This window comes from Streptomyces sp. NPDC006602, from assembly GCF_042870385.1.
Lineage (GTDB): Bacteria > Actinomycetota > Actinomycetes > Streptomycetales > Streptomycetaceae > Streptomyces.
Window position 1 is genome coordinate 137402 of the sequence record NZ_JBIAHG010000002.1, and the last position, 21686, is coordinate 159087.

Sequence of the window (21686 nt, forward strand, 5' to 3'; positions counted from 1 at the left end):
TCCGCCGAACAGCAGGGCCTCGCTGGGGACATCGCGCGTGGCGCGCAGGCGCGGGTGAGTGGTCGTGTGCGGCCTCTCAGGTGACGGGACGGCTGCGGCAGCGGCCCACGACTTCACGCGCGGCCACCTGCTTGCGGGCCGGTGGCAGTTCCGGCGCTGTGCGCCGAGAGGACCAAGCCCTCGAGCTGCGTACGGGGGTCGGCGCCAGCATGCGTTCCTCGGGGGCGGCCATACGTCGATGCCGACGAGCAGCCGTCCGCGCTCGATGTGAGCGATCGTCCAGCGCGGCGGCAGCCAAGGGTCGTGGCCCGGAGCGTGGGCCGGAACGGTGCGAGGAGGCGGTGCCGGCGGAGATGTACCGTTTCCGTCCGGCGCGAAAGGCATGATCCTCGCGGTTCATGCCGGGTGCGAGATCGAGGGCCGGCGGCCTGGACGGATCGGCAGCGCGTCTGAACCGGAGTGGGCCTGTAGATCGCCACGCTCGGGGTCCATCGTCCGCCGAGTGCTTCCCCGCCCGGCGTGCCCCGGTCTGCTTGCCTTGCCAGTTCAATGCCTGTGCGGGCGACGTCGTAAGCCACATCCGGTTCACGCAACAACTGGGCGATGTGGCCGTCACGGCCACGGACCAGGTGGTGCGCGGCCACTCCGTGGCAAAGTCGCGCGTTGGGGGCGCCGGACGGTGTCATCCGGCGCCCCCAACGGTTGCCGACTGCCTCCTGCGGGGAGAGGTCAGCGGGCGAGGTTCTCGTTGAAGAACGGGGTGGCCTCGGCGACGGCCCGGTCGACGTACTGGGGGATGTCGTAGAAGTCCATGTGTGTGCCGCCGTCGACGACCACGAGCTTCTTGGGGCTGCGGGCCCGGCTGTACAGCTCGGTGGAGTGCCACAGCGATCCCGCCTCGCTGCCGGCCACGATCAGAATCGGCTGGGTGAGCAGGTCTTCGACCAGGTGGAAGGCGTCAAACGCGGCGATCTTGGAGAAGCTGCGGGTGAAGAGGAACTGGTTCTTGGTGTTCGGGTGCTGGGCGCGGGAGGTGAGGTAGTACTCGTGGGCCTCCCGCATGTCGCGGTTGGTGTTCTCGTCGATCTCGGCCGGCACGTACGGGGCCGTGGCGGGCTCGGCGCCCTGGGCCTCGGCGGTGCGCTGCTTGGCGGCCTCGTCGAGCACCGCTGCCGCGGCGGAATCGGGGTTGAGGCCGTACCAGTCGCGGCGGAAGCCGGTGCCCATGTTGAAGGCGCTGACGGTGGCGAGCGCCTTGATGCGGTGGTCGGTCATGGTGGCGTTCACGGTGTAGCCGCCGCCCGCGCAGATGCCCAGCGCGCCGATGCGCTCGGCGTCCACGTAGTCGAGCGACTGCAGGTAGTCGACGGCCGCGCGGACGTCCTCGACGCGTGCGTAGGGGTCCTCCAGGAAGTGTGGTGCGCCACCGCTTTCGCCCTGGTAGGAGGCGTCGGCGGCGAGGGCGATGAAGCCCTGCTCGGCCAGTCGGCCGGCGTACAGGCCCGCGGTCTGCTCCTTGACACCGCCGGCCGGGTGGGCGACGACGATCGCCGGGTAGCTGCCGGCCGGATCGAAGTCCTCGGGCAGGTGGAGGTTGCCCGTCAGCATCCGCTGGTCGTCGGTGGGGAAGGTGACGCTCTGCATTGTCTGCTCCATGCCTAGGTGTCGGTGGCTGTATTGGTGTCTGGACGTACTGCGCAGGTACCGGCCGGAGGGCCGCGACATCGAATACCGGGCGAAATGGCAGAATCCGGCGTCTTCCGACCTGTCGTGCGCGTTCATGATCAGAGGGCTTCCATCGGCCCGCAATCCAGACAACCACCTGCGGGACCGGCGTAGGACGCCACAAAGGGCACCGCTCTTCCAGGGGAACGCCAGTACCTCCCTCAACACGCTGACCTGCCCGATACGGCCGTACCGTGGTCGTATGGACAGCAGCAGCGAGATCCGTGAGTTCCTGCGCACCCGCCGGGCCCGGATCACCCCCGAACAGGCCGGCCTCACCCCGCACGGCGGCGCCCGCCGCGTGCAGGGCCTGCGCCGCGAAGAAGTCGCCCAGCTCGCCGGAGTGAGCGTCGACTACTACGTCCGACTTGAGCGCGGCCGCACCCAGGGCGTCTCGGAAACCGTCCTGGACTCCGTCGCCCGCGCCCTCCAGCTCGACGACACCGAACGCACCCACCTCTTCGACCTCACCCAGCCCAAGGCCACCACCCGGACCCGCCGCAAGCGGCATCTCGCTCCCCAAAGGGTCCACCCGGTGCTGTACCGGACCCTGGACTCCCTCAGCGTCCCCGCGATGGTCATGGGCAGACGCATGGACGTCCTGGCCGCCAACCGGCTCGCGTCCGCTCTCTACATCGACTTCCAGGACCGTCCCCACCGGGAGCGCAACTTCGCCCGTTACGTCTTCCTGGACGAGTCCGCCCGCACGCTCTACCACGACTGGGAGAAGGCCGCCGCCGACTGCGTGGCCACGCTCCACGTCTACGCCGGACGCCACCCCGACGACCCGCAACTCACCGAACTCATAGGGGAGTTGTCGGTGCTCAGTGACACCTTCCGCCGTCTGTGGGCCGACCACGACGTCCTCGTCCACACCACGGGCAGCAAGCGCCTGAACCACCCGCTCGTCGGCGACCTCAGCCTCGACTACCTGGGCCTGGCCGTCGAGGGCGACCCCGACCAGTCCCTGATCATCCTGACCCCCGAACCCGCCTCCTCCACCGCCGAAGCCCTCAGCATCCTCGCCAGCTGGACCGGCACCCCCGTCACCCGGCCGCAGACCCCCGAAGGCACGCGCAAGTCGGCCGGCTGACGCCCGGCACCCGAGACGCCACCGGGGAACCGCGATGACGGGCCCGCGGGTCAGGCGTTGACGGCGGCGGCGTACTGCTCGTCGGTGACCGACTCCAACCAGGTGGTGCCGTCCCCGTTGCCGTCGCCGACCACCAGGGCGATGTGCGCCATGAGGGTGGTGTCGGTGGCACCGTGCCAGTGCTCCTCGCCGGCCGGGCACTTGACGGTCTCGCCGGCGCTCGCGCGTACGACCTGTCCGTCGCGGGTGCCGACCAGGCCGACGCCGTCGGTCACATGGAGGACTTGGCCGAGTGCGTGGGAATGCCAGTTGGTGCGGGCGCCCGGAGTGAAGCGCGCAGCCTGGCCTCACCCTCACCGCCTACAGCGCCGCACCGCACACCCCCGCCCACAACAGCCTGCAACTCCTGGCCGCCTGGGCTGCCACCGAGGATGCGGACTCGCGGCCCACCGTCAGCGCCGAACCATCCTGACCGTCCCCCGCCGCGGGTTCCACTCCCCCGGCCTCGGCGTCGGGCGCCGGACCCCTCATGTGCGCCGCCGGGTTCAAGGTGCCGCAGGGGCCGCGAGCAGGGACTCGCTGGTCGCCAGGTCGGCGAGTACGTCGGCGTAGAGATGCCTGGGAGCCGCGGTGCCGTTGAGCGTCGCGTGGACCGAGCGCCACAGTGCGCGGCGCGGCGACTCGAAGCGGGGGCGAGTCGTGTGCCGCCCCTCGCCGTCGAAGCGCGAAATGACTGCGGGCCGGGCGGTTCCCGGGGGGTGCATGGCGACGTGCCACCGCTCGCTGGGGCCGATCGTGTCGAGGGTGAGTCCGGGTGACCCGACCGTGCCGGACAGGGAGACGACGGCGGAGCCCGCGGCGCCGGTCAGGACGTGGCCACGGCCGGGCGCGACGGCGGAGGGTGCGAAGTCGACCGTGCCCAGCAGGGCGCGTACGAGGGTGAGCTGCCAGAAGAGGGCGTCGGCCAGTTCGCCGGCATCGGTGACGGCCACGGTGGATTCGACGACTCCCGCGGAGTGTTGGGTCAAAGAGTCCCGGATGCGGGGCAGTTCGGTCGCCCAGGCCGGGTCAGCGGCATATCCGGTGTCGGCGAACACCATGGCCGTGTCCGGGAGTTGGCCGAGGCCTGCGCGGGGACGGTCGACCAGGATCGCGCCGGTGGACGGTGCGGCGGCGGGGCGGACGGTGGTGGTGCCGTCGACGACGAGGATGTCGGCGGGGGCCCCGGATTCCGCGGTGCGGAAATGTCCGGGCAGCCCGGCGAGTACCGGGGCGTGCCGGGCGGCGGTGACGGGGCCGTCGAAGGCGACCGTGAGCGGACGCGGGGTCATGAGGGGTCCTCCAGCAGGGCGGTGGCGCCGTCGGCGAGTTCGAGGGCGTACACCATGTCGGCGATGGCCGTGGGCATCCCGATCAGCGGTTCGGCGCGGCCGTCGACGATGTCGGCGAGGTGCAGCCACTCCGCCTGATAACCGTTGACCGGGAACTGCCAGTCGCGACTGCTTCCGGAGGCGTCCGTCAGCGTCGCGGTGGCGGAGCCCGCGAGGACGTACGAGGGCGGATAGGCGACCCGCAGCCGGGTGCCGGGCGCCCATGCCTCGAAGGTCCAGTCGGGTTCCCAGACACCCGGCACGAGGGCGGTCAGTTCGGCGGTGCGCGCGGCGCCGTGCTCGTCGTCGGCGGTGAGCACGAGCCGGTAGCCGAAGGGGCTCAGGAACCGCGCGGACACCACACGTACCGGGCCGGGCAGGAAGTGCCGCAGCTGCGGCACCACGTGCGTGGCCAGGCCGAGGATGCCGGCGCGCAGCATGTCGGCGTCCGAGCCCGGGCCCCCGGCCGGCGGCGGGGCGGCCGGGGCCGGGTCGGTGGCGAGCGCGACGAACTCCTCGTTGCCGGGCAGGTAGACCCGAGAGCGTATGAGATGGGCACGTTCGGGCAGGTCACCCCACTCCCGGCGAACGGCGTTCCACGCAGGGTCGTACGCCTGCATCGCACCGACGACGACCGGGACGCCGCTGTCGGACGTCACCTTGGCGATCCGCTCGGCCTCGTCCCTGGTGGTGGCGAGGGGCTTCTCGCACAGGATGCCGCGCTTGCCCGCGGCCACGGCGGCGGCTATCTGCTCGGCGTGGAAGGCGTGGGGGCTGCAGATCGCCACGACGTCCACGGCGTCGTCGGCGAGCAGTTCGGCGGCGGTGGTGCTGTGCCGGACACCGCGCCGCGGCCCACTGCCGGCTCCGGTCTCCGTCGCCGCACGGGCGGCGACACTCGCGGCGACGTCCGGATCGACGTCCATCACGTGGGTGACGCGCAGCCGGTCCCCGAGGGTGGCCAGCGTCGGCAGATGAATGGCCTGGGTGACCGGTCCGGCGCCGATCAGCCCGACGCCGAGCGGCCTGCCGGGCATCCGGTGCGCGCTGCTGCCGGGGCTCATGCGGAGGCTCGCAGACGGTTCTTCACCCAGCGTGCGCTGACGGCGGCGGTGTCCTTCGGCGTCGGCTGGTCGGCGATGTCGACCTCGACGACGTACCAGCCGTCGAAGCGGGCGAGCACGGCGAGTACGGCGTCGAAGTCGATGTCTCCCCGGCCCGGTTCGGTCCACAGACGGCGGGCGGTGGCGGTGCCGTAGTCCAGGGACTCGGCCAGCGCCTCGGTCTGCACGGCGCCGTGCACGTCCTTCAGGTGCACCGCGCCGACGCGGTCCAGGTGCTTCTCGATGAGGGCGGCCGGGTCCACTCCCGCCCAGGCCAGATGCCCGGTGTCCGGGCCGAGCAGCAGGAGTGCGGGGTCGATGGCGGCGAGTACGGCCTCCGTCTCGGCCTCGGTCTCGATCCAGGTGCCGACGTGCTGGTGCAGACAGGGGGTGACGCCCTCGGCGACCATCGCCTCGGCCGCCGCTCCGAGGGCCTGGGCGATCCGGTCCAGCCGGGCCGCGTCCGCGTCCACGCCCTGCGCGGGGGCCGCGAGCCGGGGTTCGGCGGGGAAGCCGTCCGCGATGAAGATCCGGGAGAGTCCGAGCTCGGCGTGGTGGGCGGCTACGCGCCTGGCCGCCTCGATGGTCGCCGGCAGGGCGGCCGGGTCGCTGAAGGCGGCCTGGAAGTAGCCGGGGGCGGGGGCGAGTCCGGAGTCGTCGAGGAGCCGTCGGTAGTCGGGCACTCGCATGCCCTCGGGGATCTCGACGTGTACGGCGTCGAATCCGGCCTCGCGGATCTCCCGGTAGATCTCCGGCAGTGGCGGCGCGAACGCCGGATCGTACTGACCTTCGGGCGAGAAGAACCAGGTGAGGGGATTGAAGGCGACCTGTGCGGTATCGCTCATGGAGGAAGAGCCCTTCCCGGGTATGGAGGTGGCTTGAGTGGACAGGAGCGGTCTTTCACCGACCGGCCGGTGGTGTCACCGGCCGGGTTGTCACTGACCGGCCAGCGATCCTCCGATGCCGCCGACGCTGAAGAACTTGTTGAGCGTGGCGAACACGAGGATCGGCGGGATCATCATGAGGACGGCGACCGACATGACCGGTCCCCAGTCGGTGGTGTTCTGCTGGAAGAAGGTCTGGAGCCCGACGGGGAGCGTGAACCTGTCGGCGCTGCGCAGGAACACCAGGGCGACCAGGTAGTCGTTCCACGCCAGCAGGAAGCTGAAGATCGCCGTGGACAGAACTCCGGGCAGCGAGTTGCGCAGAACGATCTTCACGAATCCGCCGAACACGGAGCAACCATCGATCCACGCGGCCTCTTCCAGTGAGGCAGGGATCGAGTCCATGTAGGAGGCCATCATCCAGCAGGCGACGGACATGGTGGACGCCACGTACACAATGGTCAGTCCGGCGATGGAGTCGGCCAGACCGAGGTCTGCGAAGAGGATGAACAGCGGGACGACGAAGACGACCACGGGGAAGGCCTGGATCACGAAGAGCAGCAGCGAGTAGCCGGAGACGGCCTTGCCGCGGCCCCGGGACAGAACGTATCCGGCGGGAGCGGCGACCAGTACGGCGGCGGTCGTGGAGATCAGTGCGGCCAGCACGCTGTTGCCGAGCCAGGTGACGGCCTCGGTCTGCGTCAGGACGTACCAGAGCGTGTTCAGGGTGAGTCCGCTGTCGCCGCTGCCGACGCGGGGGCGCAGCGCCAGCAGCATCACGGCGCCGAGGGGTACGAGGACGACGGCGGTGAAGAGCGCCAGCAGGAAGAATCGCCACCAGCGGGTGGACGCCTTGGGAGAAGCCCCGGTCCTACGGGGAGCCTCGGGAGCGTGTGTGCTCACAGTGCCGCCCTCCTGATCTGGCGGTAGAGGACGGCCGCGACGGCACTGAGCACAGCGGTCATCAGGAACGCGACGGCCACTCCGTAGCCGGTCTGGAAGTTCTGGAAGACCAGCCGGTAGGAGTAGACGACCAGTGAGTTGGTGGCGTCGGCCGGGCCGCCGCCGGTCAGCAGGTAGATGGTGGGAAAGTCGTTGACGCAGAAGATGGCCATCAGGATCCAGCTGATGTACGTGGGCCGGGCGATCAGCGGCAGCGTGATGTGGCGGAACTGCCGGTAGGCGGACGCCCCGTCCATCCGGGCGGCTTCGTACACGGTGTTGTCGACCGCTTCCAGCGCGGCGCCGGTGACCATCATCATGAACGGGAAGCTCACCCACACCTTGAACGCGAAGACCGTCAGCGCCGCGAGCGTCGGGTCGGCGAGGAACAGCACGTCGCCGAAGCCGAGGGCGCGGGTCAGTGAGGGCAGCGGGCTGTCCTGGGTGCTGACCAGCCAGTTCCAGCTGGTGGCCGAGACCACGACGGGCACGACCCAGGGCAGCAGCAGAAGCACCCGGAACACGGACTTGCCGGGTACGTCGCTGCGGAGCAGCAACGCGAGCCCGAGGCCAACCGCCCAACTGCCGAACACGCCGATGAGCGTGAAGTACAGCGTGAAGCGTGCGGCCTTCCAGAAGGCGGGGTCGGACAGGACGGAGCCGAAGTTGTCGAGGCCGACGTACGGCCCTGAGCTGATCAGGGAGCCGTTGTGGGTCGCCTGGATGGCCGCGTAGACGAGCGGATAGGCGTTGACCAGGACGACGAGGACGATGGAGGGGGCTACCAGGGCGCCCATCGTCAGTTGGCGCCGGCCGCTGGGGCGTCGGCCCCGTCGGGGCACGAGGGCTCTGGGTGGCCCGCCGCGCCGCGGGACGGCGGCGGGAGAGAGGGTCTGCGGGTGAGTCATGACGTCTCCGAAGCCGGGTCCGGGGGAATGGGGTCAGCCGGAAACTGCCGTGATGCCCTTTTGAAGGTTTTCCAGGAGCGTCCTGGACGAGGTCCTGCCCTGGATGACCTGCTGGCTGAAGGTGGTGAGCGCCTGGCCGCCGTCGACGGCGTTGAGGCTCGGGAAGAGGTGCGTGCCGACCGACGCCTCGGTCCGCCCGACGGGCTGCCACTCGGCGGCGATCTTGACGCGGTTGGCGTTCTTCTGGAACTCCGGCAGGTCGATGATGCTCTTGCGGACCGGGAGGGTGAAGACGATGCCCTGTTTCCAGTACTCCTGCATGTTGTCGAGGTAGTAGGTCAGGAACGCCTCGGTGTCCTCCTGGGGCACCGGAGTCTTGTACATCATGAGGTTGTTGAGGAAGTAGAGCGTGCCCTTGTCGCCGTGCGGACCGGTGAGCGGGCTCGCGACGAGCACGTCGTCCCGGTCCGCGGGAGGGACGAAGAGGTCCTGGCCGCCGGTGTTGAACGCCATGGCGACCTTCCCGGAGGCGAAGTCGGCGTTGAGGTTGTCAGGGGTGTAGCTGACGTACCGCTGCTGGATCGCGCCCACGGAGACCAGCTCACGCAGGAGGTCGAGAGTCTCGATGTTGCGGTCGGTGACGCAGTCCGGCTTGCCGTCCTGGTCGAACATTCCGCCGCCGTTGTTGAACATCAACGACAGCACCTGCTGGGAGGCGAGGCCGCTGCCGCCCGCCATTCCGAAGCCGGAGACACCGATCTTGTTCAGCTTCACGCAGGCCGCCCTGAGGCTGTCCCAGTCGGTCGGGACGTCCGCGCCGGCCTTCTCCAGGAGCGACTTGCGGTAGTAGAGCACGCGGAAATCCATCGCCCAGGGGACGGCCACGTACGAGCCCTGGTACTTCAGCGGTTCGATGATGCCGTCCAGGTAGTCCTGGGTCTTCATCTTCGCGACGAGCTTGTCCGCCGGGGCGATGGCACCCTGCTTGAAGTACTGCAGGGCCTGGTAGGCCGCGCCGGAGCTGGCCGTGGGGCCGGTCTTGGAGGCGATGGCGGAGGAGAAGGTCTGGAGGAAGTTCGCCCAGGGGATGGTCTGGTAGGAGGCCTTGGCGTGGCCGGAGGACGGCTTGTAGTCCTGAACCAGCGTCTTGGCGGCGTTAATGTAGGAGTCCGGGCCCCAGGGCGTGTCCCAGAACTTCACGGTGTTGCCGCCACCTCCCGACCCGCCGGACGAGCCCGACCCGCACGCGGCGAGGAACGTGCTGCCCAGCGCGGCGCCGGCGAGGCCCATGAAGCCTCTTCGTGAGTACCGGCCTGGTATCGGGGAGTGCTGTCTGGCGGTCATGGTGGTTCTCCTTGCTGTTACGTCCCTGTACGGAGTGCGGGATCCGGTGTGCGCGCAAGTGGTGCAGGCGGCGGCACGGCGCCGGGGTACGGAGGCACGGGGCGGCCGTGGGTCAGGCGACCAGGAGCGGGCGCAGGGTGCGGTGGGCGACCTCGAGTCCGGTGCGGATCCGTTCCTCGGTGCCGCCCCAGACGGGGTCCTCGTGCTCCACGGAGAGGACGCCGGTGTAACCGCCCTCGTAGAGCGCGTCGGTCACGCCCCGCCAGTCGACGTCGCCGAGGCCGGGGACGCGGTAACGCCACCATCCGGTGTCCCAGGGGTCCTCACGCACGACGGCCTTGCCGGGCCAGCCGTAGCGGTTGCGGCGCTCGGGGAAGAGCTGGATGTCCTTCGCCTGCGCGTGCGCGATCCGGTCCACGTACGGGCGCAGCGCCTCGACCGGGTCGATGCCCATCCATACCAGGTGGGAGGGGTCGTAGTTGAGGTACAGACCGAGGGAGAACATCCACTCCCACAGCTCCGGCGAGTAGGCGAGGTTGCCGGGGTAGCCGTCCGGATGCCAGCCCTCCATCACACAGTTCTCAATGACGAGCTTGACGCCCTTCTCGCCGGCGTGCTCGACCAGCGGCGCGAAGACCTTCTCGGCGTCCAGGAGGTTCTCGGCGACCGAACGGCCGGGGTGGCGGCCGACAAACGTGCCCACGGTCGGGCACCCGAGCAGCGCGGCGGCGTCGATGCACGCGTGCACATGGGCGTTGACCGCCGCGCGCTCCGCGGGGTCGGGGTGCAGGTTGTTGTCGTAGTACGCGAGCGAGGACAGCGTCAGATCATGCTGGTCGAACAGCTCACGTATGGTGTAGGCGGCGCCGCCGTCGAAGCCGACCGCGTCGATGTGGGTGGCGGTGAACGGCCGGTCACCGAGGGCCGGCCACGCGGCCACCTCCAGGGCCTCGTAGCCCTGTCCGGCGGCCCATGCGGCGATCTCGGGGAGTGCGAGCCGGGGCAGACAAGCGGTCAGGAAGCCGAGCCGCACGTCGCCACCTCCTTCCAACTGCCGCCGTCGGCGGCCGATTCGAGTACGGCGTCGGTGAGCAGGGCGGCGCGCAGTCCGTCGGCGAAGGTCGGCAGCCCGTCCGGTGGATCACCGGCGATCGCGGCGTGCACATCCGCGACGAAGGACGTGAAGCAGTCCTGGTAGCCCTGCGGATGCCCGGTGGGGACCATGTCGTAGCGGTGCGCGGGGGCGGTGGTGGTCTCGGCGCCGCGCGGGACGACGGTGTTGCCGCCCCGCCCGCCGATCCACAGGGCGTCCGGTTCCTCCTGGTTGAACTGGACGGAGGCGTCGGCGCCGTCGAGCGAGAACCACAGGCGGTTCTTGCGGCCCGGCGAGACCTGGCTGACGACGGCGGAGCCGAGGGCGCCGCGGTCGGTCTCGAACTGGACCACCACACCGTCCTCCGTGCCGGTGCCGGTGCCGGTGCCGGACTCGACCGCGGTGTCGGCCGTGCCACGCGGGACGTGCAGCAGCCGGGCGGCGAGCCGGGTGATCCGGTGGCCGCTGGTGAACTCCACCAGGTCGCACCAGTGCACTCCGATGTCGCCGAAGGCGCGGGACCGGCCGCCGAGCGCCGGGTCGGTGCGCCAGTTGTCGTCCTCCGGCCGGGACAGCCAGTCCTGCAGGTAGGTGCCGTGCAGCAGCCGGAGCGGTCCGGTGTCGCCGCGCGCGATCCGGCCGCGGGCGTCGCGCACGGTGGAGTAGAAGCGGTAGACGAACGGCACCGCCGTGACCGTCCCGACTGTCGCGGCCAGCTCCGCCAGCAGGCGGGCGTCGGCCGTGCTGGTCGCGAGCGGCTTCTCGCAGACGACGTGCTTGCCCGCGGCCAGTGCGCGTTCGACGAGGGGGGCGTGCAGGTGGTTCGGCGTGCAGATGTGCACGAGGTCCACGTCGTCGGCGGTCACGATGTCCTCGGCGGTGCCGCTGCGGTCCGCACGCAGCCGCAGGGCGGCCTCCGCGCCGCGTTCGGGCGTGGTCGCGGCGACCGCGGTGACCACACCCCCGGCGGCGTGTACGGCACGGGCGTGGACGGCGCCGATGAATCCGGTGCCCACGATGGCTGAGCGAATGCGATCTGACACGGGTGGGTCTCCGTAGCCTCTTACGCCTACATGAGGTTCGCCCTTGAGCAGTTTGTCCGTCGAAGGGCGAAAGAGTTATGACCTGAGGCACACTGTTTGGTGCGACAGGGAGCAAGTTATGTTCCTATGGAGCAGAAGTCAACGCCTCAGGCGTCATATAAATGCTCCGCTGCACGGATAGGCTGAGGGTCGCCCAGGCACAGGCATGACACAGCGCAACGACGGAGGAGATCGACCATTGAGCGTCGACCAGGACGGCAGGACGGAACTTCCCACTGGGGAACGGACGGACGACGCGGCCGCACTGCTCGCTCTCGTCCGCACCCGGCAGGCCATCACCCGGAGGGAGTTGGGGCTGCGCCTGCGGCTCGGCCGCAAGGCACTCACCCCGCTGGTGACGGCGCTGCTCGACCGGGGACTGCTCACCGAGCACGGCCCGGGAACACCGGACGGGAGCCGGTCAGGCACCTTGAACGGGGCCCGGGCAGGCGCCTCCGCTGGTGGCCGGTTGCCTCGCACGCTGGGATTCGGGGCCGACGCCGGCACCCTGTTGGTCACCCAGTTCGGTGCCACCGGCCTCAGCGCCGCCGTCGCCGACCTCGACGGTCGACTGCTGCGCCGCCATCACGAACCGCACGACATCGCCGCCGGCCCCGAACCGGCGCTGACCCGCGCCGGTGAGCTGTTCGACCGGCTGCTGTCCGAACTGCCCGCCGGAGCGCCCCCGGTATGGGGGATCGGGGTCGGGCTGCCCGGCCCCGTGGAGTTCCGCTCGCGCCCGGTCGCGCCGCCGATCATGCCCGGCTGGGACGACTACCCCGTACGCGAGCACCTCACCGCCCGCTTCCAGGCCCCGGCCTGGGTCGACAACGATGCCAACGTCATGGCACTCGGGGAACTGCACGGTGGGGCCGCGACGGGCCAGGAGGACGTCGTCTACGTCAAGATCGGCACCGGTATCGGTGCCGGGCTGCTGACCGGAGGCCGGCTGCACCGCGGTGCCCAGGGGGCGGCGGGCGATGTCGGGCACGTCGCCGTGCGCAGCGAGTCGCCTGTGGTGTGCCGCTGCGGCAAGTACGACTGCCTGGAGGCGCTGGCCGGTGGTGCCGCGCTGGCCCGCGACGGAACGGCCGCCGCACGCGACGGGTCCAGCCCTTTCCTGGCGGAGCGGTTGAAGAGTCGCGGCACAGTGACCGCCCGGGACGTTGCCGACGCCGCCCACGATGGGGACACGGTGGCCGTCGAACTGCTCACGCGCAGTGGCCGGTTGGTGGGTGAGATGCTGGCGACCATCGTCAATTTCTACAATCCGACCATGATTGTCGTCGGGGGTGGGGTGGCGGCCGCGGGTGACCTGGTGCTGGCCGCCGTGCGACGCACGGTGTACGAGCGGTCGTTGCCGCTCGCCACCCGTGATCTGCGCATCGCGCGATCGGCGAACAGCGTCGACGTGGGGCTGACCGGCGCCGCCTGCATGGTGACCGACGAGTTGTTCGCCGCGCCCGCGCTGGCACACTGGCTTCCCGCCGGCTCACCCGCCGGACGCCCCGGACTCATCACGGCCGACTGACCCGATTCCATCCGGCCGCGCCCCGAGCGCGCCGACGTGCCGACGCCCCGCAGGAGGACCCCGCATGACCGTCCCGGCGCCCGACGCCGCACAGACCCTGTGCACCCTGCTCGACATGGTCCGTACAGGAACGGCGGTCACGCGGCCCGCACTGATCGCACGCTCCGGGCTCGGCCGCAAACTGGTCACCCAGCGGGTCGCCGACCTGCTGGAGCGCGGGCTCCTGGAGGAAGAGGGCCTGACGCCCTCTACGGGCGGCCGGGCGGCACGTCGGCTGCGATTCCGCCACGACGCGGGCTGCCTGCTCGTCGCCGAGCTGGGCGGCACCGGCCTCAGTGTGGGACTGGCCGACCTCGGGGGCGAGCTGCTGGCCCATCAGGAGGTGCCGTGCCGCATCCTCGACGGTCCCGAATCCGTACTGGCCCGCGTCGAGGAGCTGTTCGACGGTCTCCTGGCCAACCGTCCTTCACACGCGCCGGAGCTGTGGGGGGTGGGGATCGGCGTCCTCGGCCCGGTCGACGCCCGTACCGGCTCCCCCATCCTCATGAGCTCGATGAAGAGCTGGGGCGGCTACCCGGTCCGCGATCGGCTCGCCGCCCGGTTCCGTGTGCCGGCCTTGGTCGACAACGAGGTGAACCTCATGGCACTCGGGGAGTACCGAGGCGGCCTCGGACGGGGTGTCGACGACCTCGCCTACGTCAAACTCGGCTCCGGTATCGGCGCGGGCCTGATCTCCGGCGGCCGGCTCACCCACGGAGCGCGCGGCAGCGCCGGCGAGATCGGCCACATCAGCGTCGCTCCCGGAGCCGACGCCGGCTGCTGGTGCGGCGGCAACGGATGCCTGGTCCGCTTCGCCGGCGGTGACGCACTCGCCGCGACCGCCGAGCACGGGGCGACCACTGGTGAGAGCCCCGCCCTGGCGGACCGACTGGCGGCACACGGCAGCCTCGACGCCCGCGATCTCGCCGAAGCCGCGCGCGAGGGCGATCCGTTCTCCGTCGAGCAGCTCACGCGGGTCGGCAACCTCGTCGGCCGAGCGCTGGCCTCCCTGATCAACATCACCAACCCGTCGCTCGTCCTCATCGGGGGCGGGGTCGCGAACAGCGGCGATCTGCTGCTCGCCGCCATACGGAAAGAGGTCTACCGGCTGACCTACTCCACCGCCGCCGACAACCTGCGGATCGCCCTGTCGCCGCTCAGTGACCTCGCCGGCCTCGTCGGCGCGGCATTCATGGTCGTGGACGAACTGCTGTCCGCCGAGCGCCTTCCCCACTGGATCGACGCGGGCTCCCCGGCAGGCCTCATGGACATCGTGAACTGAGGAACGGGCGAAGGGCTGGAGCGGATGTCAGCGTTCTGACCCCGCCCGACCGATACCGGTCACCGTCAGTCGGACATGGCCTACACCGTCGACAGTTCGGTCAGCCGCACGGGCTCGGTGCCTGCGGAGCTGTGCCGCGCCGCCCAGTTCTCCAGCGCTGTTCGGCAGGCATGGTCCAGGTGGCGCAGGCCCGACAGGTTCAACTCGACGGGCCGGTCCTGGGGCAGCGCCTCCAGGCTGTCGAGAATCTTCGGCAGCCGCAGAAAGGTCGCGTAGCCGGACAGACACGCCTGGACAGGGCCTGTGCCCCTGTCGACAACCACCAGCTTGATGTGCGATGCCTGCCAGGCCGTCTTGACCACGGACAGGGCCAGACCGATCAGGACGCCCTCGAACATGTTCACCGCGACGATCGCCACGGCCGTGACCACCAGGATCAACGCCTCGCCCCGGTGCTGGCGCCACAGGGGTGCGATCGTGTGCAGCGGGATCAGCTTCCAGCCCGCATGGACGAGGATGCCGGCGAGGGCCGGCAGCGGGATGAGCGCCAGAACGAAGGGCACCAGCGCCGCGAACAGCAGCAGCCACACGCCGTGCAGGACCCGGGACGCCTTGGTCTTCGCGCCGGCCTGGACGTTGGCGGAGCTCCGCACGATCACGGCGGTCATCGGCAGTGCGCCCAGCAGCCCGCTCACGGTGTTGCCAGCGCCCTGGGCCATCAGTTCCCTGTCGTATTCAGTGCGTGGTCCGTCATGCAGCCGGTCCACGGCTGCCGCGCTGAACAGGCTCTCCGCGGAGGCGATCAGAGTGAAGGCCAGAACGGTGCCGAGCAGACTCACGTTCGCCAGTTCGGCGAATGTGTCGGGGTTCGGGGGCTGGACGGCACCGAGCAGACCCTGCACCTCGACCGTGGCGACGGGGGCGTCGTACGCCAGTGAGGCGAGCGTGGCCAGCGCTACCGCGGCGAGCGCGCCCGGAACGGCCTGCACCCGCTTGGGCATCCGCTTCCACAGCACCAGCACCACGATGGTTCCGGCACCGATCGCGAGCGAGGTGAGCGCCGCCGTGCTGGCAGCAGCCTCGGCCACAACCTCGGGCAGTCCCGCTATCTTGCCCAGACCGGAGGCCGGAGCCTCCATACCGGCTGCCGCGTACAGCTGGCCCGCGATGATGACGAGCCCGATGCCGGCGAGCATGCCCTCGACGACCGAGACCGAGATGGCCCGGAACCAGCGCCCCAGCTTCAGGGCACCCATGGCGAGCTGGAACAGCCCGGTGGCCAGCACGATCACTCCGAGCGCGGGGAGCCCGAAGGTCCGTACGGCTTCGAAGACCAGCACCGTCAGGCCGGCGGCCGGACCCGACACCTGGAGACTGCTGCCGCGCATCATGCCGGTGACGAGTCCGCCGACGATGCCGGTGATCAGGCCCAGTTCCGCCGGAACACCGGAGGCCACGGCGACGCCGACACACAGCGGCAGGGCGACGAGGAAAACGACGAGCGAGGCGGCGAAGTCCTGCCGCAGATGGGGAAACCTCGACTGACGGTCCATGCCGGGCCTCACAGCGCCCTGAAGGACTGCAAGTTATGGGCCAGCACGGATCCTGTGTGCACCTCGTAGAACCAGCCGTGCAGACGCACTTCCCGATCCACCAGTCGCTTCTCGACGCACGGGTACGAACGCAACCTCAGCAACTGTGTCAGTACATGGCCCTGCACGGCCTCGGCGACGGCCGGGTCGCCGACCGCCCCTTTAGGGCGCGGAGTCGCATGGGCGAGCCAGTCGCGTACCGCGGGCACGGCGGTCAGGTCCTCGTCTCGCACCAGTGCTCCGACGGCGCCACAGTGCGAGTGGCCGCAGACGACGATGTCCGTCACCCCGAGCACCTCCACCGCGTATTCGATCGTGGCCGCCTCGCTCGTGGGCTGCTGGGAGGCGTACGGGGGGACGATGTTCCCGGCGGTCCGCAGTTCGAAGAGCTCACCGGGCCGGGCGCCGGTGATCAGGGCGGGCACGATGCGGGAGTCGGAGCAGGTGATGAACAGGACGTGCGGTGACTGGCCCTTGGCCAGCCGGGCGAACTCCTCGGGGCGCTCCACGGACTGCTCGCGGAAGGATCGGGCGTGGTCGATGAGGGGCTGCATATCAGTTGTCCTCCTGGCGCGCCGCAGACGGCGCGTCGGTCTGTCTGAGTACGGAGCGCAGGCGGGCGAGCGGCGACATGACTCCACGGAGGCGCACCAGAAGGCGCGAACATGGCAAGCATCGAATACGACATGTCGGCTCGGCCCGCAGGCCCTCTCAGCAGCGGAATGCCTGAAGTGCCACTAGTGCATGGGTACTTGAGGATCTCGACTCGGGGCGTGAGACGGTGATCACGGCCGGAGGCGGCGCGGTGCATGCGTGCGCCCGCGCGCCCCCGGCGGAAGGCTTCGCGGCGGGACGGTGGCGGTCACGGCCTCCCGCCCGGATGGTCGGAGCAACGGTAAGCCCCGGGTCACCGCAGGTGGCGAACTCGCCCGCACCCTCTACGACGAGCACGTCGGCAAACCCCTCCGCGGACTCCACGGCCGAGCTGTACGGGACGTTCCCGGACGCGGCGGGCACCATCACGCCGACGAACTGCAACGCCACAAGGAGAGCAGCCAGAGCGACCACGAACCGGGGTGTCCAGTCTCGCAGCATATTTAAGCGAGGCTGTCGAGCCACTCCCCCACCTCGCCCTCGGCACTGTCCATGTCATCACGCAGGATCGAGAACGCGTTGCTCACCACAGTGGAGTCAGGGAGTTTCTCGGTGACCTTTTCAACGGTTCCGGACAGCCCGTTTCCACCGTGAGTACTGAACAGAACGATGTTTTTCCCGCTGAAGTCATGCTCCTCGAGGAATGTGTACACCGGCATCGGCAGGTCGTACCACCAGATCGGGTATCCAATGAACACGGTGTCATAGTCTTCGAGGTTCGGAATCAGGGCTTTGAGCTTCGGCCTTTCGTCTCCCTCCTGCATTTCGAGCGCGAGGTCTTCGAGCCTTCCGTGCTCAAGGGGCAGCTCTTCCGCCGTCTCGATGCGGAACATTTCGGCTCCGATGCGCGCCTCAATGAGTTGCGCGACGTACTGGGTGTTTCCGAGGACCTTGCCGTCGACGACATGCGTACTGCCCGCCTCTTCTTCGCTCATGTTGTTCGGGTCATCGGTCTCGGGCACCGAAAAGTAGGCGACCAAAGTACGTGACTCGTCAATCGGAGCGGAAACTCTCGAGGGACCCGAAGCCTTGGAGTCGTCATCTCCCCCGATCATGGAACAACCCGCGACGCCGGCCCCTGCGACTGCGGCGGCCAGTGCGAGAAAACCGCGGCGTGTCGTGCTTGTCATCTCAGTGACTCCGTATCTTCAAATGTCGATGATGGCGGTGCACCGTTTACATGGTGAGCCGTTCCTGGTGTATTCGCCGTGCCGAGACTCCGATTCGCCGCAGCAGACGCTGGTTTGCCAGCACGGCCGGATTGGGACCCACTATGAAGAAGGCGCCCTTGGAAATCGCCTCGGTTGACAAAATTCCGGCCAGATCCTCGCGTCGGAACCGGCCGACGCTGGTGGTGACCTGCAAACGGCCACCGGACGCTTCCTGGTACTCCTCCAGCACATCGCGGTAATAGGCGTCTTCCGGACTTCGCACGGCCCACAGCAGGTGAATGTTTCGCGTAGCGTGATGGGCCGCTGTCAGGCTGAGCAGGGGTGCCACGCCCGCGCCCATTCCGAGGAAGACGAGCGGAGCATCCCGGTATCGATTCCGGATGATCGATTCGAAGCGGCCGAACGGCCCCTCCAGGCGCACGCGAGTTCCCTTCTCGACCTTGCTGATACGCCGAGTGAAGTCTCCGTGCTGACGAATTGTGAAGGTCAGGGTTTCCTGGTTGTCATCCGTCACTGAGAAGGGATGCCACTCTCTGCTCACGGAAGAGGATCCCTCAAAGCGGAGGAAGAAGAAGTCGCCCGGCTGCAAGGCCGCTGCTCTGCGGTCGAGATCCACCGACACCCTGCGAGTCGAACCACCGCGCGCGTCATTGCCCGTGACGGTGCCCGTCAGATAGGTGTCGGGCTCAATCCATTTCCTCCATACATAGATGCCCAGCACGATCACCGTGTACAAATCCAGGAGCACCATGAACTCAAAGTGCCGGTTCACTCGCACGAGGAGGTGAGCGTGCAGCCAGATCATCGCGACGATCACCAGGTTCAGTCGATGAATCCATACGGAGAGCTGGCGTCGGAAGACCACCTCCAGAAGTCCCTTGGCCTTCAGCAGCAGTCTCGACCTATCGACCAGCCACCCGCTCATGAAAAACACCGAGAAGCAGAGCACACCGAGAGACCCGTAGAACGCCCAATCCCCCAGGTCCCGAGCCAGCGGGCTCGGCGAGTAGGAGGAGTCACGATGCAAATAGGCCGCGACGACAGCCAGCACGCCGAGCATCCCATGCAAGCCGTAAACAGACGGCAGCCCCACGAAACGGTCCAGCCAGTACGGCCTCACGCTGAGCAGGATGGACAGCAGCCACCATGCATAAGCGATCAGACCGAGCAAGATGTAGAGTTTAAGGGGCCCAGGCTCAGTGGCGAGGTAGTCGTAAGTGAGCACCAGCGGGAGCGGAAAAACGACTGTGAAGCTCCAGAACAGCAGCTTACGCAGCATCGCTGAGACTCCCGAGTGTGCCGCCTTCGCTCACCGAGGAGGGTCCTCGCCGCCCCGTGTCCCGCACGTTTTGCAGGTTGACATAGATCAGTGCCGCCGTAGCCACGACCACAACAGAAATCAGAACGGCAACCTTGAATTTCCGCTTCACCCGCAAGCCCTTTTCGGCGGGCTTCGAGGTCTGACTCATCGAGAGTTCTTCCTGTTTGCGTTGCGTTGATTACCGCAGGACGGAGAGGGGAGTCGGCGGGCGGCGTACGCAGCCCCACCAGCTGCGTCAGCGCGTGCCTCTGTAATGCCCCGGCGATGGGGAAACGGAGCCAACAGGCACGGCCGCACAACCCGCAACGACGCACCTGAGGGTGCGCGTGGGGGCATCAGCTCAGCAGGTGCCGATGGAACTCAGCGGCGAGATCCCTGAAGTGGCCCGTCGAGGACGGGGCATGACGTCCTTCGGGCACTCATCCAGGTACACGTTCCGTCGCGTGTGCTCGGCGTTGCTTCAATCGGACGCTTTGTCAGCCGGACGAGTTCGCCTGGCTGGTCATCGCGGTCTGGGCGCGCCGACCGGTGAGGCTGTGATCGCCGTGGCTGACTTTCTCGCCACTGGCCATCTCAGCGCAACCGGGCGCGGATTCGGCGCCCCAGCCGCGGTGTGACACACCGGGCGGGAGTGGGGTCCGCCTGGTGTGTGGGGTGGTTCAGGCGTTGGTGTCGTCGTGGCCGAGGTTGCCGCCCAGTGCGCGGGAGGCTTCGACCTGGGCGAGGAGTTCGCGGGCCTTGGCCGTGACGCCCTCGATGGCGTCGGCGCCGGCGACGAAGCGCACCGGCGGCTGCTCCTGCCCGACAACGGTCAGCAGGGCGCGGGCGAGCTTGACGGGATCACCCGGCTGCTGCCCGTTGATGCTCTTCCACGCCGCGACCGTGGCAGTGGTGCGCTCGGCGTAGTCGGCGATGGTCGGCTCGGGCCAAGTGGTGGAGGCATCCACCAGCAGCTCGGTACGGAAGTAACCGGGCTCCACGATCGTGGTGCGGATGTTGTACGGCGCGATGTCCTGGTGCAGGGCCTCCATCCAGCCCTCCACGGCGAACTTGGAAGCCGCGTAGGCGGCGGTGAACTCCGTGCCCACCTGACCGGCCAGCGAGGAGATCGACACGACGTGACCGTCGCGCTGAGCACGCATCACGGGCAGGACCGCACGGGTGACGTTCATCGGGCCGAACAGGTTGGTCTCGATCTGCTGGCGCATGTGCTCCGGGGAGACCTCCTCGAAGTAGCCGGCGAAGAAGTTCCCCGCATTGTTGATCAGCACGTCGATACGGCCGAACCGCTCGACCGCCGCCTGCGCGGCCGCCTGCGCCTCCTCCAGACTGGTCACATCCAGCCTCACGGTCAGCAGGTTGTCCTGCGGCCCGCCCAGCGTCTTCTCAACCTCCTCGGGGCGCCGCCCGGTGGCCACGACCTGGTGACCGGCCGCCAGAGCCTCACGGACGATGTCCGTGCCCAGACCGCGCCCGGCACCAGTGACAAAAATGACCTTGCTCATGAGGACTCCTTTCCGGGGCCGATGCGGCCCGGGTGATGGGGTGTTGATGCGTTGCCCTGGCCGGGGAGGCCGCGCGATGGAGGTGCTCAGGCTTGCTCGGTGGGCATGATCCACAGCTCGCCGACGGCGGCGTGCCGGGGACGGGTGACCATGTAGGTGACACCGTCCGCGATGTCCTCGGGCGCGAGGACCTCGGTTCCATCGAAGAAGGGGTTGATCACCTCGTCGCGGATCTCGGGCTTGTTGTGCGTGCCCAGTTCGCTCTCCACGGCACCCGGCTCGACGACACCGACGCGTACGTGGCGCTGGGTGACTTCCTGGCGCAGGGACTCGGTGAAGGCGTGCACGCCGAACTTGGTGGCGTTGTAGACACCGAACCCGCTGCTCGCCACGCGACCGGCGTAGGAGCCGATGTTGACGATGTCGGCGACCTGGCGCGGCGCCTGTTCGGCAGCCTTCAGCAGATGCGGCAGGGCGGCGCGGGTGGTGTAGAGCAGACCCTGGACGTTGACCGCGATCATGCGGTCCCACTCCTCGGCGTCCGCCCCGACGACAGGCCCGACGAGCATCAGACCGGCATTGTTGACCAGGGTGTCCAGCCGCCCGAACCGCTCGACGACCTGCCCCACGGCCACTTCTGCCTGGTGACGGTCGGTGATGTCCGCTTCCACCGCCAGCGCGGTGCCACCGGCTTTCTCGATCTCGGCAGCAAGAGCTTCCAGGCGGTCCTTGCGGCGAGCCACGAGCGCCACCGAGGCGCCCTGCCCGGCGAGCTCGCGGGCGGTGGCGGCGCCGATCCCGCTGCTCGCGCCGGTGACGAGAGCGACGGTTCCGGTCAGTTTCATAGCCATGGGGGGGTGTCCTCATCTCCAAACGTGGGGTGAAAGGGCAGACGGCGGGGCTGCGGCGGCGACAATCTCCTGCGTGCCGTTACGGCGCGTACTACTCGAATGATCGATGCCGTGCAGTAGGCCCGCTATCCAGGCAACCACCCGCCTGCCCTGCCCGGGCCCCTGTACGGGGCACGCCTCTTCCTGGGGTCTGCC

19 protein-coding genes and 1 pseudogene are annotated in these 21686 nt (G+C 69.1%); 3 read left to right on the top strand and 17 right to left on the bottom strand.

All coding sequences use genetic code 11. The annotated features are described in order from the left end of the window. Nucleotides 1-729: 729 nt before the first annotated feature. Nucleotides 730-1782, bottom strand: coding sequence for an alpha/beta hydrolase (locus ACFYO2_RS05290; RefSeq protein ID WP_388344339.1), 1053 nt, complete (start codon nucleotides 1780-1782; stop codon nucleotides 730-732). A 145-nt stretch (nucleotides 1783-1927) separates the two neighbouring features. Here ACFYO2_RS05290 and ACFYO2_RS05295 point away from each other — a divergent pair, with 145 nt between their 5' ends. Beyond that, nucleotides 1928-2818 carry a helix-turn-helix transcriptional regulator gene (locus ACFYO2_RS05295; protein WP_388344342.1) on the top strand — a complete coding sequence of 297 codons (891 nt, stop codon included), beginning with the start codon at nucleotides 1928-1930 and terminating at the stop codon, nucleotides 2816-2818. A 50-nt stretch (nucleotides 2819-2868) separates the two neighbouring features. Here the strand turns inward: ACFYO2_RS05295 and ACFYO2_RS05300 are convergent. The 9 genes and pseudogenes from ACFYO2_RS05300 to ACFYO2_RS05340 all read right to left on the bottom strand — a co-directional run. Beyond that, nucleotides 2869-3153 (bottom strand): annotated as a pseudogene (locus tag ACFYO2_RS05300) (cupin domain-containing protein); the annotation flags it as partial. Between the two features lie 210 nt (nucleotides 3154-3363). Then, complete coding sequence (locus ACFYO2_RS05305) at nucleotides 3364-4149, bottom strand: hypothetical protein (RefSeq protein ID WP_388344345.1); 786 nt, start codon at nucleotides 4147-4149, stop codon at nucleotides 3364-3366. After that, nucleotides 4146-5252 (bottom strand): Gfo/Idh/MocA family protein, encoded by a 1107-nt coding sequence (locus tag ACFYO2_RS05310; protein ID WP_388344347.1) that lies wholly within the window; start codon nucleotides 5250-5252, stop codon nucleotides 4146-4148. The genes ACFYO2_RS05305 and ACFYO2_RS05310 overlap by 4 nt, the downstream gene beginning before the upstream one ends. Next, nucleotides 5249-6136, bottom strand: a complete 888-nt coding sequence (locus tag ACFYO2_RS05315) for a sugar phosphate isomerase/epimerase family protein (protein WP_388344350.1) — start codon at nucleotides 6134-6136, stop codon at nucleotides 5249-5251. The genes ACFYO2_RS05310 and ACFYO2_RS05315 overlap by 4 nt, the downstream gene beginning before the upstream one ends. Nucleotides 6137-6226: 90 nt before the next feature. After that, nucleotides 6227-7078 carry a carbohydrate ABC transporter permease gene (locus ACFYO2_RS05320; protein ID WP_388344352.1) on the bottom strand — a complete coding sequence of 284 codons (852 nt, stop codon included), beginning with the start codon at nucleotides 7076-7078 and terminating at the stop codon, nucleotides 6227-6229. Beyond that, the gene (locus ACFYO2_RS05325) at nucleotides 7075-8025 is read right to left on the bottom strand and encodes a carbohydrate ABC transporter permease (protein ID WP_388344355.1); all 951 of its coding nucleotides are present in this window, start codon (nucleotides 8023-8025) and stop codon (nucleotides 7075-7077) included. The genes ACFYO2_RS05320 and ACFYO2_RS05325 overlap by 4 nt, the downstream gene beginning before the upstream one ends. Before the next feature lie 33 nt (nucleotides 8026-8058). After that, nucleotides 8059-9369, bottom strand: a complete 1311-nt coding sequence (locus ACFYO2_RS05330) for an ABC transporter substrate-binding protein (protein ID WP_388344358.1) — start codon at nucleotides 9367-9369, stop codon at nucleotides 8059-8061. 112 nt (nucleotides 9370-9481) lie between these two features. Continuing rightward, nucleotides 9482-10402, bottom strand: a complete 921-nt coding sequence (locus ACFYO2_RS05335; protein ID WP_388344360.1) for a sugar phosphate isomerase/epimerase family protein — start codon at nucleotides 10400-10402, stop codon at nucleotides 9482-9484. Next, the gene (locus tag ACFYO2_RS05340; RefSeq protein ID WP_388344362.1) at nucleotides 10384-11505 is read right to left on the bottom strand and encodes a Gfo/Idh/MocA family protein; all 1122 of its coding nucleotides are present in this window, start codon (nucleotides 11503-11505) and stop codon (nucleotides 10384-10386) included. Before ACFYO2_RS05340 ends, ACFYO2_RS05335 begins: the two co-directional genes overlap by 19 nt. Nucleotides 11506-11743: 238 nt before the next feature. Between ACFYO2_RS05340 and ACFYO2_RS05345 the strand changes: the two genes are divergently transcribed. Next, nucleotides 11744-13075: an ROK family protein gene (locus tag ACFYO2_RS05345; protein ID WP_388344363.1), complete on the top strand. Its 1332-nt coding sequence runs from the start codon at nucleotides 11744-11746 to the stop codon at nucleotides 13073-13075. A 64-nt stretch (nucleotides 13076-13139) separates the two neighbouring features. Next, complete coding sequence (locus ACFYO2_RS05350; RefSeq protein ID WP_388344364.1) at nucleotides 13140-14396, top strand: ROK family protein; 1257 nt, start codon at nucleotides 13140-13142, stop codon at nucleotides 14394-14396. An 80-nt stretch (nucleotides 14397-14476) separates the two neighbouring features. Here ACFYO2_RS05350 and ACFYO2_RS05355 read toward each other — a convergent pair whose 3' ends face one another. From ACFYO2_RS05355 to ACFYO2_RS05385, 7 genes are all read right to left on the bottom strand, one after another. Continuing rightward, nucleotides 14477-15949: a SulP family inorganic anion transporter gene (locus ACFYO2_RS05355; protein ID WP_388344367.1), complete on the bottom strand. Its 1473-nt coding sequence runs from the start codon at nucleotides 15947-15949 to the stop codon at nucleotides 14477-14479. Nucleotides 15950-15957: 8 nt separating this feature from the next. Further along, nucleotides 15958-16542: a carbonic anhydrase gene (locus tag ACFYO2_RS05360; RefSeq protein WP_388344369.1), complete on the bottom strand. Its 585-nt coding sequence runs from the start codon at nucleotides 16540-16542 to the stop codon at nucleotides 15958-15960. 543 nt (nucleotides 16543-17085) lie between these two features. Further along, nucleotides 17086-17772, bottom strand: coding sequence for a flavodoxin (locus ACFYO2_RS05365; protein ID WP_388344372.1), 687 nt, complete (start codon nucleotides 17770-17772; stop codon nucleotides 17086-17088). Between the two features lie 46 nt (nucleotides 17773-17818). Then, complete coding sequence (locus ACFYO2_RS05370; protein WP_388344375.1) at nucleotides 17819-19093, bottom strand: FAD-binding oxidoreductase; 1275 nt, start codon at nucleotides 19091-19093, stop codon at nucleotides 17819-17821. Continuing rightward, nucleotides 19083-19283 (bottom strand): hypothetical protein, encoded by a 201-nt coding sequence (locus ACFYO2_RS05375; protein WP_388344378.1) that lies wholly within the window; start codon nucleotides 19281-19283, stop codon nucleotides 19083-19085. The genes ACFYO2_RS05370 and ACFYO2_RS05375 overlap by 11 nt, the downstream gene beginning before the upstream one ends. Before the next feature lie 511 nt (nucleotides 19284-19794). Further along, a complete protein-coding gene (locus ACFYO2_RS05380; protein ID WP_307177918.1) occupies nucleotides 19795-20640 on the bottom strand; it encodes an SDR family oxidoreductase in 846 nt (281 codons plus the stop codon). 86 nt (nucleotides 20641-20726) lie between these two features. Further along, on the bottom strand, nucleotides 20727-21491 hold the full coding sequence (locus ACFYO2_RS05385; RefSeq protein ID WP_388344380.1) for an SDR family NAD(P)-dependent oxidoreductase: 765 nt from the start codon (nucleotides 21489-21491) through the stop codon (nucleotides 20727-20729). Nucleotides 21492-21686 lie beyond the last annotated feature (195 nt).

What these genes read in the sequence shown, in the direction of transcription:
- ACFYO2_RS05290 (WP_388344339.1), bottom strand. Translation starts at nt 1,782, where the DNA reads ATGAACGCGCACGACAGGTCGGAAGACGCCGGATTCTGCCATTTCGCC.
- ACFYO2_RS05295 (WP_388344342.1), top strand. Translation starts at nt 1,928, where the DNA reads ATGGACAGCAGCAGCGAGATCCGTGAGTTCCTGCGCACCCGCCGGGCC.
- ACFYO2_RS05305 (WP_388344345.1), bottom strand. Translation starts at nt 4,149, where the DNA reads ATGACCCCGCGTCCGCTCACGGTCGCCTTCGACGGCCCCGTCACCGCC.
- ACFYO2_RS05310 (WP_388344347.1), bottom strand. Translation starts at nt 5,252, where the DNA reads ATGAGCCCCGGCAGCAGCGCGCACCGGATGCCCGGCAGGCCGCTCGGC.
- ACFYO2_RS05315 (WP_388344350.1), bottom strand. Translation starts at nt 6,136, where the DNA reads ATGAGCGATACCGCACAGGTCGCCTTCAATCCCCTCACCTGGTTCTTC.
- ACFYO2_RS05325 (WP_388344355.1), bottom strand. Translation starts at nt 8,025, where the DNA reads ATGACTCACCCGCAGACCCTCTCTCCCGCCGCCGTCCCGCGGCGCGGC.
- ACFYO2_RS05330 (WP_388344358.1), bottom strand. Translation starts at nt 9,369, where the DNA reads ATGACCGCCAGACAGCACTCCCCGATACCAGGCCGGTACTCACGAAGA.
- ACFYO2_RS05350 (WP_388344364.1), top strand. Translation starts at nt 13,140, where the DNA reads ATGACCGTCCCGGCGCCCGACGCCGCACAGACCCTGTGCACCCTGCTC.
- ACFYO2_RS05355 (WP_388344367.1), bottom strand. Translation starts at nt 15,949, where the DNA reads ATGGACCGTCAGTCGAGGTTTCCCCATCTGCGGCAGGACTTCGCCGCC.
- ACFYO2_RS05360 (WP_388344369.1), bottom strand. Translation starts at nt 16,542, where the DNA reads ATGCAGCCCCTCATCGACCACGCCCGATCCTTCCGCGAGCAGTCCGTG.
- ACFYO2_RS05365 (WP_388344372.1), bottom strand. Translation starts at nt 17,772, where the DNA reads ATGACAAGCACGACACGCCGCGGTTTTCTCGCACTGGCCGCCGCAGTC.
- ACFYO2_RS05370 (WP_388344375.1), bottom strand. Translation starts at nt 19,093, where the DNA reads ATGCTGCGTAAGCTGCTGTTCTGGAGCTTCACAGTCGTTTTTCCGCTC.
- ACFYO2_RS05375 (WP_388344378.1), bottom strand. Translation starts at nt 19,283, where the DNA reads ATGAGTCAGACCTCGAAGCCCGCCGAAAAGGGCTTGCGGGTGAAGCGG.
- ACFYO2_RS05380 (WP_307177918.1), bottom strand. Translation starts at nt 20,640, where the DNA reads ATGAGCAAGGTCATTTTTGTCACTGGTGCCGGGCGCGGTCTGGGCACG.
- ACFYO2_RS05385 (WP_388344380.1), bottom strand. Translation starts at nt 21,491, where the DNA reads ATGGCTATGAAACTGACCGGAACCGTCGCTCTCGTCACCGGCGCGAGC.